The organism is Mycobacterium sp. 852002-51057_SCH5723018, from assembly GCF_001667035.1.
Classification (GTDB): Bacteria; Actinomycetota; Actinomycetes; order Mycobacteriales; family Mycobacteriaceae; genus Mycobacterium.
In genome coordinates, this window is record NZ_LZIR01000073.1 from 11,815 (window position 1) to 24,268 (window position 12,454).

General features: G+C 68.3%; 14 protein-coding genes and 1 pseudogene. 7 read left to right on the top strand and 8 right to left on the bottom strand.

Annotated features, from left to right (window positions below; all coding sequences use genetic code 11):
- The first annotated feature begins 72 nt into the window (after window positions 1-72).
- From A5764_RS14840 to A5764_RS14855, 5 genes and pseudogenes are all read left to right on the top strand, one after another.
- Entirely contained in the window at window positions 73-1,827 is a 1,755-nt protein-coding gene (locus A5764_RS14840) for a glycerol-3-phosphate dehydrogenase/oxidase (RefSeq protein WP_067114270.1), read from the top strand.
- Complete coding sequence (locus A5764_RS14845; protein ID WP_067114271.1) at window positions 1,824-2,681, top strand: pseudouridine synthase; 858 nt, start codon at window positions 1,824-1,826, stop codon at window positions 2,679-2,681. Before A5764_RS14840 ends, A5764_RS14845 begins: the two co-directional genes overlap by 4 nt.
- Before the next feature lie 26 nt (window positions 2,682-2,707).
- Window positions 2,708-2,850: pseudogene (locus A5764_RS29400) on the top strand (MBL fold metallo-hydrolase); the annotation flags it as partial.
- Window positions 2,851-3,030: 180 nt separating this feature from the next.
- Window positions 3,031-4,167: a PPE family protein gene (locus A5764_RS14850; protein ID WP_067114272.1), complete on the top strand. Its 1,137-nt coding sequence runs from the start codon at window positions 3,031-3,033 to the stop codon at window positions 4,165-4,167.
- Between the two features lie 159 nt (window positions 4,168-4,326).
- Window positions 4,327-5,460 (top strand): PPE family protein, encoded by a 1,134-nt coding sequence (locus A5764_RS14855; RefSeq protein ID WP_067114273.1) that lies wholly within the window; start codon window positions 4,327-4,329, stop codon window positions 5,458-5,460.
- Between the two features lie 33 nt (window positions 5,461-5,493).
- On the opposite strand, the gene A5764_RS14860 is transcribed toward A5764_RS14855, so the two are convergent.
- The 3 genes from A5764_RS14860 to A5764_RS14870 all read right to left on the bottom strand — a co-directional run bounded on the left by A5764_RS14860 (window position 5,494) and on the right by A5764_RS14870 (window position 6,639).
- The gene (locus A5764_RS14860; protein ID WP_067114274.1) at window positions 5,494-5,706 is read right to left on the bottom strand and encodes a hypothetical protein; all 213 of its coding nucleotides are present in this window, start codon (window positions 5,704-5,706) and stop codon (window positions 5,494-5,496) included.
- An 82-nt stretch (window positions 5,707-5,788) separates the two neighbouring features.
- Complete coding sequence (locus tag A5764_RS14865) at window positions 5,789-6,133, bottom strand: DUF732 domain-containing protein (RefSeq protein WP_067114275.1); 345 nt, start codon at window positions 6,131-6,133, stop codon at window positions 5,789-5,791.
- 152 nt (window positions 6,134-6,285) lie between these two features.
- Window positions 6,286-6,639, bottom strand: a complete 354-nt coding sequence (locus A5764_RS14870) for a DUF732 domain-containing protein (RefSeq protein WP_067114276.1) — start codon at window positions 6,637-6,639, stop codon at window positions 6,286-6,288.
- Window positions 6,640-6,809: 170 nt separating this feature from the next.
- Here A5764_RS14870 and A5764_RS14875 point away from each other — a divergent pair, with 170 nt between their 5' ends.
- Together A5764_RS14875 and pstS are read left to right on the top strand one after the other, a co-directional pair.
- Entirely contained in the window at window positions 6,810-7,727 is a 918-nt protein-coding gene (locus tag A5764_RS14875; RefSeq protein ID WP_067114277.1) for a PHB depolymerase family esterase, read from the top strand.
- Between the two features lie 141 nt (window positions 7,728-7,868).
- Window positions 7,869-8,981 (top strand): phosphate ABC transporter substrate-binding protein PstS, encoded by a 1,113-nt coding sequence (pstS, locus tag A5764_RS14880; protein WP_067114278.1) that lies wholly within the window; start codon window positions 7,869-7,871, stop codon window positions 8,979-8,981.
- A gap of 8 nt (window positions 8,982-8,989) precedes the next feature.
- On the opposite strand, the gene A5764_RS14885 is transcribed toward pstS, so the two are convergent.
- The 5 genes from A5764_RS14885 to nei2 all read right to left on the bottom strand — a co-directional run bounded on the left by A5764_RS14885 (window position 8,990) and on the right by nei2 (window position 12,453).
- Complete coding sequence (locus tag A5764_RS14885; RefSeq protein WP_067114279.1) at window positions 8,990-9,340, bottom strand: DUF732 domain-containing protein; 351 nt, start codon at window positions 9,338-9,340, stop codon at window positions 8,990-8,992.
- A 540-nt stretch (window positions 9,341-9,880) separates the two neighbouring features.
- On the bottom strand, window positions 9,881-10,522 hold the full coding sequence (locus tag A5764_RS14890) for a hypothetical protein (protein ID WP_197501442.1): 642 nt from the start codon (window positions 10,520-10,522) through the stop codon (window positions 9,881-9,883).
- 51 nt (window positions 10,523-10,573) lie between these two features.
- The gene (locus A5764_RS28365) at window positions 10,574-10,828 is read right to left on the bottom strand and encodes a hypothetical protein (protein WP_156664690.1); all 255 of its coding nucleotides are present in this window, start codon (window positions 10,826-10,828) and stop codon (window positions 10,574-10,576) included.
- Between the two features lie 179 nt (window positions 10,829-11,007).
- Entirely contained in the window at window positions 11,008-11,541 is a 534-nt protein-coding gene (locus A5764_RS14900) for a DUF4232 domain-containing protein (RefSeq protein WP_082951709.1), read from the bottom strand.
- 156 nt (window positions 11,542-11,697) lie between these two features.
- Window positions 11,698-12,453 carry an endonuclease VIII Nei2 gene (gene nei2 / locus A5764_RS14905; protein ID WP_067114282.1) on the bottom strand — a complete coding sequence of 252 codons (756 nt, stop codon included), beginning with the start codon at window positions 12,451-12,453 and terminating at the stop codon, window positions 11,698-11,700.
- Window position 12,454 lies beyond the last annotated feature (1 nt).

Here is a 12,454-nt window from a genome sequence, read left to right on the forward strand (position 1 = left end):
GCGGGGACTCGGCAGCGGTTAGCCTTGGTGCAGCACCGTCCTACTGACGAGTAACCGACAGGAGTCTCCGCAGTGAGCGACCCGATCCACGCACCTAGCGAGCAACGCTCGCCGGCTTCCGCGCTGGGACCGGAGCAGCGACAGGTGGCCTGGGAGCGGCTGGGCAGCGAGCAGTTCGACGTGGTGGTCATCGGCGGCGGCGTGGTGGGCTCGGGATGCGCGTTGGACGCCGCCACCCGGGGGCTCAAGGTGGCGCTGGTCGAGGCGCGCGACTTCGCGTCGGGCACGTCGAGCCGCTCGTCGAAGATGTTCCACGGCGGGCTGCGCTACCTCGAGCAACTGGAATTCGGCCTGGTCCGTGAGGCGCTGTACGAGCGCGAGCTGTCACTGACCAAGCTGGCGCCCCACCTGGTCAGGCCGATGCCGTTCCTGTTCCCGTTGACCCATCGGGTCTGGGAACGGCCCTATACCGCCGCCGGCATCTTCCTCTATGACCGGCTCGGCGGCGCGAAATCCGTTCCCGCGCAAAAGCATTTGACTCGCGCGGGTGCCTTGCGGTTGAGCCCGGGGCTGAAGCGCACCTCGCTGATCGGGGGGATCCGCTACTACGACACCGTGGTCGATGACGCCCGGCACACCATGACCGTCGCGCGCACCGCCGCGCATTACGGCGCGGTGGTTCGGTCCTCCACCCAGGTGGTCGCGTTGCTGCGCGAGGGTGACCGGGTGACCGGCGTGCGGGTCCGCGACTCCGAGGACGGCGCGATCACCGAGGTCCGCGGCCACGTGGTGGTCAACGCGACCGGGGTGTGGACCGACGAGATCCAGGCGCTGTCCAAGCAGCGCGGGCGGTTCCAGGTGCGCGCGTCCAAGGGCGTGCACGTGGTGGTGCCGCGGGACCGCATCGTCAGCGACGTCGCGATCATCCTGCGCACCGAGAAATCTGTGATGTTCGTCATCCCGTGGGGCAGCCACTGGATCATCGGAACCACCGACACCGACTGGAACCTCGACCTCGCCCACCCCGCGGCGACCAAGGCCGACATCGACTACATCCTTGGCACCGTCAACACCGTGCTCGCCACGCCGCTGACCCACGCCGACATCGACGGCGTGTACGCCGGGCTGCGGCCGCTGCTGGCCGGCGAGAGCGAGGAAACCTCCAAGCTGTCGCGTGAGCACGCCGTGGCGGTCCCCGCGCCCGGGCTGGTCGCGATCGCCGGCGGCAAGTACACCACCTACCGGGTGATGGCCGCCGACGCGATCGACGCCGCGGCTCAGTTCGTCCCGGCCCGGGTGGCGCCGTCCATCACCGAGAAGGTCACCCTGCTCGGCGCCGACGGGTACTTCGCGCTGGTCAACCAGGCCGAACACGTCGCCGCGCTGAAGGGCCTGCACCCGTACCGGGTGCGCCACCTGCTGGACCGCTACGGGTCGCTGGTCGGCGACGTGCTGGCATTGGGCGACGACGAGCCGGGCCTGCTCAGCCCGATCAAGGAGGCGCCGGGCTACTTGAAGGTGGAGGCCCGGTACGCGGTGACCGCCGAGGGGGCCCTGCACCTCGAGGACATCCTGGCCCGCCGGACGCGCATCTCCATCGAGTACCCCCACCGCGGTGTCGACTGCGTCCGGGAGGTCGCGGACGTGGTGGCGCCCGCGCTGGGTTGGACGGCCGCGGACATCGACCGCGAGGTCGCCAACTACAGCGCGCGGGTGGAGGCGGAAATACTGTCGCAGGCCCAGCCCGATGACGTGTCGGCCGACGAGCTTCGGGCCAGCGCGCCGGAGCCGCGCGCCGAGCTCCTCGAGCCGGTGCCGCTCAGTTGAGGCCGCCGCCTCTGCCCGTCCGCGACGGACTGGGCCCGGCCCGCCTGCGGCTGCACGGCGGACCGGTGCTGGCCGAGCTGACCGCCCGGTTCGGCCCGGCGGCCCGCGCCAAGGTCATGGGCGGGGAGGTCGTCGGCGCCGACGGCGCGGTGGTCGACGAGGCCACGGTGCTGCCCGCCGGCTCGGCCGTCTACCTCTATCGCGAACTTCCCGACGAAGTGCCGGTGCCCTTCGACATCCGGGTGCTCCATCGCGACGCCGACATCGTCGTCGTCGACAAGCCGCACTTTCTGGCGACCATGCCGAGGGGGCGCCACGTCGCGCAGACCGCGCTGGTGCGGCTGCGCCGGGAACTGGGATTACCCGACCTGAGCCCGGCGCACCGGCTCGACCGGTTGACCGCCGGGGTGCTGCTGTTCACCACCCGGCGCGAGGTGCGCGGCGCCTACCAGACGCTGTTCGCCCGCGGCCTGGTCGCCAAGACCTACCTGGCGCGCGCGGCCGTCGACCCGGCCCTGAAGCTGCCGCGCGTCGTCCGCAGCCGCATCGTCAAGCGCCGGGGACACCTACAGGCGGTCTGTGAGCCGGGCGCACCGAACGCGGTGACGTTGGTGGAGCGGATTTCCGATGGCCTGTACCGGCTGACGCCGCGCACCGGGCGCACCCACCAGCTGCGGCTGCACATGGCCTCGCTCGGCATACCGATCGAGGGGGACCCGTTGTACCCCAACATGATTGACGTAGCGGCCGACGACTTCGGGACGCCGCTGCGGTTGCTGGCGCAGCGCATCGAGTTCGCCGATCCGCGCACGGGTTTGCGCCGCGAGTTCGTCAGCCCCCGGCCGGGGCCGTAACCGGTTGCGGCCCCGGGGCGTTTGCCGTGATCGCCGCGGGTGGGCTGACGTTGTTGACCGACCCAATTTCCTGCATCGCGGCCAGCATGCCTACCTGGGCTATGGGCTTCTATCCAGGCGGCTCCAAGAACCGGCGCTGAGCATCGACCAACTCCCGCCGATCGACGCCGCTCAGCGCCGTAAGCCAATTGGAAGTTACTTGACGGGCTATCGTTGTCGGCGAAGGATTCGGCAACGGGAGGCGGGGATGCGCAATGTTTGACGAGTATTCCGCAGTGTTTGACGGGTATTCGCTGTGCGGTCAACGCGAGTTTGCTAGGCCGTATCCGACATGGTGAGTGTGACAGTCATGGACTTCATGGCGTTGCCGCCCGAAATCACCTCGGCGCTGATCCACTCGGGTCCCGGCGCGGGGTCACTGCTCGAGGCGTCCGGCGCGTGGCAGAACCTGGGCGTCGGGCTGGAGCAGACCGTTCCGACCTATGCCTCGGTCGTATCTTCCCTGACCGAGACCTGGCAGGGGCCGTCCGCCGCGGCGATGACCCAGGCCGCCGAGCCCTTTCTCGCCTGGCTGCGCACCACCGCGCAGCAGTGTCAGCAGCTGGCCGCATCGGCGGAGGCCGCCGCGGTCGCGTTCACCCAGACGCAGTCGTCGGTCGTTCAGCCTTCGGTGGTCAGCCAGAACCGGGCCCAGCTGGCGCAGTTGCTGGCCACCGACCGGCTCGGCAGCAACCTTGCCGCCATCGCCGAAAACGAAGCCCAATATCAGAACATGTGGGCTAACAATTCGGCGTCGTTGTCCCGCTATGAGGCCGCCTCGACGCAAGCGCTGGACCTGCCCCAGTTCTCGTCGCCGCCTTCGATCGCCAGTCCGGCGGCCGCGGCCGCCCAAACCACCGCCACGTCGGCCGCCGCCGCCACCCCGGCGCAAACGGCGATCGGGGACTTGCTGACGAACCTCGTCAGCACCCCCTTCGGTTTCGACCCCAACGTCGGCTGGTTCGGCCTGGCCAACACCTACGCGAACCAGTTCATCTCGTCCGGCTTCCCGATCAACCTGCTCAGCTATCTGGCGCAGAGCACGTCCGCGCAGGCGCTACAGAGCGTCGGAGGCGAAGTCGGGCAGGGCATATCGGAGGGTGAGGCGGCGCTGGGAGGGGCGACGGCAAATCTTGCCGGCGCAGTCCGGGCCGTCGGATCGGCGCCCACGGGAGCGATGGGCGTCGGCGTGTCGCTGGGCAAGCTGACGGCGCCGCCCGCCGTGGTGGGCCTACTGCCCGGTTCACAAACGCCGGTCCAACTCGCGTCGGCGGCGTCGCCGCTGGACGGTGCGGACGCCGGGTTCCCGATGCTTCCGCCGCTGATGCCGCCACCCATCTCCGCGGGCAGCGGTTGGCGCAAGCGCAAGCAACCAAAGCCCGAAGACCTTCAAGTCGGCGCCGAGCTCAAGGGAACGGTGATGCCCCGATCGCCATGGGGTGGGTGAGGCCCGCCCATGGTGCACAACGACCTCGTACGCCGAATGCCGCGGGCCCGGGCGAAAAGCGGTGGGACCGCGAAATGTCCCGGCGCTTAACGCATTTGGGGATCGCCGCAAAAGTCACCACGCCGTGTTCAGCCTACCCGGGTCCGCCGGGGTGATGTCATGGATTTTGGAATCCTGCCCCCCGAAATCAGCTCGGCGCTGATCCACTCCGGACCCGGTGCCGGCTCATGGGTCGAGGCTGCGGATGTGTGGCAGCAGTTGGGCCTCGAGCTGGAGGACTCGCTTCCCGGCTACGCCTCGGTGTTGTCGTCGCTGGCCGAGGACTGGAGCGGTCCGTCGGCGGACGCGATGGCCGGGGCAGTCGAGCCCTACCTCGCCTGGTTGCGCACCACCGCGGCGCAGTGCCAGCAGGTGGCCTCCTCAGCGCAGGCCGCCGCGGCGGCATTCGAATCGACTCGCCAGACCGTGGTCGTTCCCGCGGCGGTCAGCGCCAACCGGGCGCGGCTGGCGCAGTTGGTGGCCACCAACTGGCTCGGGACCAACCTGGCGCCGATCGCCGAAACCGAGTCCCAGTACGAGGCGATGTGGGTGAACAACTCGGCCGCGATGTATCGCTACCGGGCCGCCACGGCCCAAGCCCTTCAGCTGCCCCAGTTCTCGTCGCCGGCCTCGATCGTCAGCCCGACAGCGGCGGCCGCTCAGGCGAGCGCCACGCCCGCCGCCGCCACCCCGGCGCAAACGGCGTTGGGAGATTTTTTGACGTCGCTCCTTTCCACCCCCGGCGGCTTCAACCCCCAGAAGGGCTGGTTCGGGCTGGCCAACACCTACGCCGACCAGTTCATCGCGGGCGGGATTCCGATCAACCTGCTCAGCTATCTGGCGCAGGTCTCGACGGCGCAGGGCATTCAGAGCCTGGGCAGCGACGTGGGGCAGGGCCTCGCCGAGGGTGAGGCGGCGGTGAGCGGCATCGCGGCCAACCTGGCCAACGCGGCGCGCGCGGTCGGATCGGCGCCCACCGCGGCGGTGGGAGTGGGGGTTTCGATCGGCAAGCTGACCATGCCGCCGGCGCTGGTGGGGATGCTGCGCGCCGCGCCGGCGGTCCAACTCGCGTCGGCCGTATCCCCGCTGCCTACAGGGGAATTCGGCTTGCCGTCGATCCCGATGCCGCCGTTCATGATGCCGCCGCCGACCAAGGCGCGCAAGCGTCCGAAGGAGGGACGCGACTACGACGACATCGAATACGGGCTGGAACTCAAGGGCACGGTCATGCCACGCCCGCCGTCGGCGGGCTGAGAGTGGGCTCAGAGTACGGGCTGACGCCGGAGGTTACTGGTTGGCCTGGACGGGATCCACGCCGGTGAGACCCGCCTGGATGCCCCGTTGCAATTGCTCGGTGAGTGAGATCCCGCCGTTCGAGACCGTCTGCGGGCAACTGCAACTGAGGTCATTGAACACGCTGGGGTCGGCGCCGGCCGGTGCCGCGATCGCGATTGCCGTCCCGATGGCAAGTGCGGCGCCGACTAAAATTCTCGATACCACTTAAATAGTTCTCCGCGGTCGTTGGTACACGAATTTTCGTGCCGCCAAGTCACGTCCTTGCGAGCGCGGCATTGCGATCAAGTTAAGACGCGAACTCCGGGCAGTAGGCGCGGATGGCCGCTCCGACGAAGTAACCGGCGTGGTAGCCGTCCATGTCGCTGTTGCTCTGCACGGTCGAGGCAACCTGGACCGCCGTCTTGCCGTTGGCCAGCTCGTCGCACACCTCGTGACCGGCGACGAAGGCCTTATCGGGTGAACCGAAGCGGATGCCCTTCGCCTTGAGCGCCGACAGGAAGGCGTCGTCGGTCGCGTCCGCCTGGGCGACGGGGGCTACCGCGGCCAGGGGGGCGAGCGGCCCGGCCAGCACCAGGCCGGTGGCCCAGACCAGCAGCGCGAGGCCGGGCGCGCGCGTAGGGGTGCAAGTCATTTCCGCTACTCCCACCGAGCAAAACTGCCGTTGATTGCTAACCGCGCGTTACGGCGCGTTTGCTGCAGGTTACAGCCTTTGACTGTGCGGCGATCGCGCAAACCCGCGATCCCCGCGCTCTTCGGCGTGCCGATCGCCAGGGGCTTACCCCGTCAGGACGGGACGTCCGCGTACTGCGGGCAGTAGGCGCGCTCGGCGAGGGCGACGAAGTACCCGGCGTTGTCGCCGTCCAGCTTGCTGCTGTTCATCACGTCGGTCGCGATCTGCTCCTGGGTCTTGCCCATGTCGAGTTGGTGGCACACCAGATGGCCGGCCGCGATCGCCGACTTGGGTGACTCGTGCTCGATGCCATGGTTGTGCAACGCCGTGATGAACGCGTCGTCGGTGCCGTCGGCGTGAGCGGTCGGGGCCGGGGTGACCGGGCCGAGCAGGGCCACGGCCGGTAGGAAGCCAGCAGCCAACAGCGCCAGCCGCGGGCTGCGCTTGCGGGCACGGATGTTCGTCATTTCTGATACCCCTGTGGGACGGAAGAGCCGTTGTTATATGAGTGTAGGTTCGGTCTCGAACGTTGCCAGCGGGTTACGGATTGGCATCTTCCAATGATCGCCGATATTGCGAACGGCGCAACACCGAGTCTGGCTCCGCCGCCGGCCGCAGGATCGGTAATTTGACGGCCATGCCGTACGCGCGCTGGTTGTCGCTCGCCGTGCTCGCGCTCTGCATGGTCGGTTGCGGCGAGCGGCATGTGTCGGCGGCCAGCGCTCAAGATCTGCCGGGCACCTTTCGTTCCGGCGGCATGGATCGCACGTACACGGTGCACGTGCCGCCCGGTGATCCCGTCGGGCTGGTGCTCAGCCTGCACGGCGGCGGCGGCACCGGGGTGGGGCAGCGGGGGCTGACCGACTTCGACACCGTCGCCGATGCCCACAATCTGCTGGTGGTCTATCCCGACGGTTTGGAGAAGAGCTGGGCCGACGGGCGGGGGGCGTCGCCCGCGGACCGCCACCACGTCGATGACGTCGGATTCCTGGTTGCCCTGGTGGCAAAAATGCAGAGCGACTACAACATCGCGCCCGGGCATGTTTTCGCCACCGGCATGTCCAACGGCGGCTTCATGTCCAACCGGCTGGCCTGCGACCGCGCCGACGTCTTCGCCGCGATCGCGCCCGTGGCGGGCACGCTGGGCGCCGGCGTGGCCTGCAACCCGTCGCGGCCGGTGTCCGTCCTGGAGACGCACGGCACCGCCGACCCGCTGGTGCCGTTCAAGGGCGGCGACGTGCACGGTCGCGGCGGGGTCAGCCACTCCGTCTCCGTCACCACCATGGTGGACAAGTGGCGCTCGGCCGATGGCTGCCAAGGCGATCCGTCGGCGCAGGTGCTGCCCACCGTCGGGGACGGCACCGTCGTTCGACGCTTCGATTCCGCCGTGTGCGCGGCGTCCACCGAGGTGGTGCTCTACCAGATCGACGACGGTGGCCACACCTGGCCGGGCGGCAAACAGTATCTGCCCCAGGCGATCATCGGGCGCACCTCCCGGGCGCTGGACGCCTCGGAGGTCATAGCGCAGTTTTTCCTGGCGCACGCCCGCAATTAGCGCCTTGGCCCCCAACGGTTTCCGGGCGCGATGGGTCACCGGTTGGCGACGGCGCGCGACCGACGGGCGATCTTGTTACCATGCCTCATGGCCGCGTGGAGCACAGCAGTTCGGCGAACCGCGGCTAGTCCAGCAATTCGATTGGAATTTAATCGATTTGGCGCCGCGCTGGGACTTTTGGCCGCGGCCGCGATGCTGTTGTCGGCGTGTGGCGGTGACCACAACGCCACCGGCACCAGCGCGACGACGGGCACGTCGTCACCGAAGGTGAGCTGCGGCGGCAAGGCGACCCTGAAGGCCAGTGGCTCCACGGCCCAGCAAAACGCGATGACCCGGTTTGTCAACGCCTTCGAACAAGCCTGCCCGGGGCAGTCGGTGAATTACACGCCGAATGGTTCCGGGGCCGGTATCAGCGAATTCATCGGCAACCAAACCGATTTCGCGGGCTCCGACTCGCCGCTGAGCAAGGACGAGTACGCCAGGTCCGAGCAGCGGTGCGGCTCGCCGGTGTGGAACCTGCCGGTGGTCTTCGGCCCCGTCGCCATCGCCTACAACGTCAACGGTGTGACGTCGCTGAGCCTCGACGGTCCCACCGCGGCCAAGATCTTCAACGGCGGCATCACCACCTGGAACGATCCCGCGATCCAGGCGCTGAACCCGGGTGCTGCCTTGCCCGCCGAGCCGATTCGCGTGATCTTCCGCAGCGACGACTCCGGCACCACCGACAACTTTCAGCGATACCTCGACACCGCGTCCAATGGCGTCTGGGGGAAGGGCGCCGGAAAGAACTTCAACGGCGGTGTCGGCGAGGGCGCCAAGGGCAACGACGGCGCCGCCGCGGCCGTCAAGGCCGCCGAAGGGTCGATCACCTACATCGAGTGGTCGTTCGCCCAGGCGCAACACCTGGGCACGGCCAAGGTCATCACGTCGGCCGGCCCGGACCCGGTAGCGATCAGCGCGGAGTCCGTGGGCAAGACAATTTCGGCTGCCTGGTTCATCAGACAGGGCAACGACCTCGCCCTCGACACGATTTCGTTCTACCGGCCCAACCAGCCCGACGCCTACCCGATCGTGCTGGCGACCTACGAGATCGTGTGCTCCAAGTACCCCGATCCGCAGGTCGGTACGGCCGTGAAGGCGTTCCTGCAAAGCGCGATCGGCGCCGGCCAGAATGGTCTGGCCGACAACGGGTATGTCCCCATTCCGCCCGGGTTCACGCCGCGGTTGTCGACGGCGGTGGGCGCGATCTCATGACCTGAACGCTAGGTCGACGCGTGATACCTCGGGCAGTACGCGGACACGCTCGCGCCGACAAAATAGCCCGCGCGGTAGCCGTCCAGCTTGCTGTTGTTCATCACCTCGGACGCGATGTCGGATTTCTGCCGTCCCAGATCAAGCTCGTCGCAGACCTCATGCCCCGCAACGATCGCGGCCTGCGGTGATGCGAAGTCGATGCCCTTGGCCTTCACCGCGCTCAGGAACGCGTTGTCGACCGCGTCGGCGCGCGCGGTCGGGGTGGCCACGCCGGCCAGGCCAAGCAGCGCGGCCGTAAGGACAAGGCGGCGCAATGGTGCTCGCTGGGGATTGCGAATCCGCGCTTGGCCGGTCGTCATCGCTGGGGACCTCCTTGCTGAGCGTGCTGACGCCAAGCCGAGCCGCTGGTGCTGCGATCATCGCGCAAAGTATCTGGCTACAAGCGACAACGTCAATTCGAAGCTGACCGCGATACCCCAATGCCCATCTTCCGCCGCTCGGGCCCGCCGCATCCATTGATGCCTTAGTCGGGCAGCACGACGACACGTCGGGACGCGCCGACATGACGAAACGTGTGGCTGCTGCCCCGTGCCGTAGACGACGGATGCATGTGCAGGCTGATGCCGCGCTCAGCAGCGCACGAAGCTGCGCGCCATGGGTATCGACCTCGGGTAGCCCGCGGCCGACGGTCGTCGCCGGCGGCTCGATCACCGTCAGCGACATGACATTCCCGGGTTGGCGCGCCGCGGCGTGCATGGCGACGATTCCGCCATAGGAGAAACCCACGAGATGGGCGGGTATTGCCAGCAACTGGTCGGCCACCAAAAGTGCCGTGCACCAACACGACCCGCGGGCCCGTGCCCCAGCGGTGAACATGCAACGAGATCGAAATCCTTTATCTAGTCGACGAACTCGCGGTGGCCATAGCGCACGGCGGCGGCCCCAGCCTGGCCCCCAGCCTTGATCGCCAGCGAGCGAGCGACACCGAGATCGGCGATGTCGGCCACCAGGATCAGGGTGTGCTGCTCGGTCACTGACCCGCCCCCGAGACGGGCTCTCGCAAGAGGATCACCGGCCAACGCGTCATGAAACCGGTTCGGGTCAACATCGGGAACCTCGACGGTGACTGCATCAGCGTCCGGCGCACCCTGCCGTCGATATGCGAAAACCAACACCGACTCCTGGTGGAACTGCTCACGGACTTGGGTGGCGATGGCGTGCAATTCCAGCTCGCCGACACACTGCAGGTGAAAGTCCCGAGACCGCTCATAGGTAGCCTGCTGCGGCTCGGAGGACCAGAAGACGCCGTCGAGCAACGTCGATCCCGCCGGTAGGCCGGCATTGCCCAGAACCGTTGCGTCGACTTGGAGTTCGAATAGCTGCAATCGGTCTTGCAGCCGCGGATCGGCCGCGTCGCCGATAATGGCGGTGTTGTCGGTCGCGTAGAGCTCGGCTTGCGGCTCCGACCAATCCGGCGAGCACCCGACGATGCCGGCGTGCACCGGGGGCGCGGCGAGGAGAGCGCCGATTAGCAACGCCATCAACGTAACCGCCAGGCGGCCGCACTCCGTAATCCGCATGTGCCCCGGCCCCTACTTCGGCAACTGCTGGCAGTGCCAGCTGCACCAGTTGTCCAGGACTGCGAAGTCACCGGCGACCGCGCCGGTGCTGACTTCGGCACGTGCATCAGGTTTTTCCATCGCTCTGGCTGACACGCCGCTCACATCCTCGGCCGCACGTCGGATCTCCGGTGGCGCCGACTTTGCGAAGTCCGCGATGCGCTGCATAGCTCCGCGTCGGTCGACGGGAAGCCATGCGACCTGCAGTGCGTGCATGGTGTCGATCACGAACCGCACTCCACCGCATGGGTTGTCGGGCATCGGATCTCGCATCGCGATGGGTACCGCCGAACTCTGCTGCGCGGCCGGCTCCGACCAGCCGTCGGAGCAGCCGGTTATCGCGAAATTCGATACTAGTACGACGGCAACCGGTAACGCGACCCGAAACATGGTGCACTCCCTCGATTTCAGTAATGGGCGAGCGGATGCACTTGCAGTGAACAGGTGTCGATCATGGCGGCTACCGTGGCGGTGGTGGTCATGTTCGGAGGGGTCACGCGCAGGTCGGTATAGGTAGGGCACTGGTTGCCGTTGGAGTCGACCGCCCGGCCCTCGACGATCGCACCCACCCCGGCGTCGTGTGTCAAGACCACCGTCGGCGGCTCGTCGACCCCGGCCGGCAGCCCGCCCATAGCGCCGCGCAGCGTGCGCTCGGCGTGGATTAGCGGTCCGCCCGCGCCGGAGTCGACACCCGGATAACCGCTCAGCGAACGCGGCGGGCGACCGTCGGCAAGAGTGAAGGTCAGCCGGACGGCGCGATGAGTTGACGCCGGTGACTGTGCCCTCGCACCCACCGCGACCTGTCCAGCAACACACGGCGGCGCGGCCGCGCCAGACCCGCCGTCTGCACGTGCAACGGCCCCGCCCGAGCCGAGCGCCGCCGCGGTGCCCGGCGCTAAGAGCACTAAAATCGCCGATGCACAGATGCCGGTCTGAGTCATCATCAATCCCTTCGGCCGACCAAGTCGAACCGAAGGTAGAGACGTCGAGTTTCACCGGCGTTACAAGCAAGCCGGGTCGTTGGCCCTCGGGTGTGCAGGAGAACGCGGGACGGTCAAATCTCGACATCGGGGTGCTTCATTGCCCGCCAGCACCGGTCAACGCTGGCAGGACGGGCACCAGTACGCCACGCGCTCACCGGTGTCGTCGTAGGCGATCTGGGTGCCGCAGCGCCGGCAAGGCTGCCCGGCTCGCCCGTAGACCCACAACTGCCGGCCCGCGCGGGTGTCGCCGGTGGTGCAGCGGCTCCAGCGAAATCGATTGGACCACAGCATGTCCCGGGCCCGAGAGACCAGCCGACGCGGGTCACCCACCGCGCTGACCGGCGCGGTGGGCAGGTGTCCGCTGACGAAACACAGTTCGTTGCAATAGACGTTGCCGATGCCGGCCAGCACCCGCTGATCCAGCAGTGCCTCGGCGATCGGCCGGTCCGGCCGGGCGGTCAGGTTGGCCGCGGCGCGCGCGGGGTCCCAGTCCGGGCCGAGCAGATCGGGTCCCAGGTGGGCGACCGCCTCGCAGTCGCGGTCGCGGTCCAGCACCTCGAGCACGCCGAGGTCCACCCCGACCGCGCGGACCTCGTTGGCCTCCAAGATGATTCGCGCGCGGTGATCGACCCGGGCCGGCCGGTTGCCGACCCTCCAGCTGCCGTCCATCTTCAGGTGCGAGTGAATGCTGGCCCGCCCCACCCGGATGAACAGGTGCTTGCCCCGGCTAAGCACTTCGTCCACCTTTTGGCCGGTGAGGTCGACGGTGGCGAACCGGGGCACCCGGATATCGCAGCGCGTCAGCGTGCGCCCGGCCAGGTGCTGGCGCAGCGTCGCCGCCGTGTGCCAGACGGTGTCACCCTCGGGCATC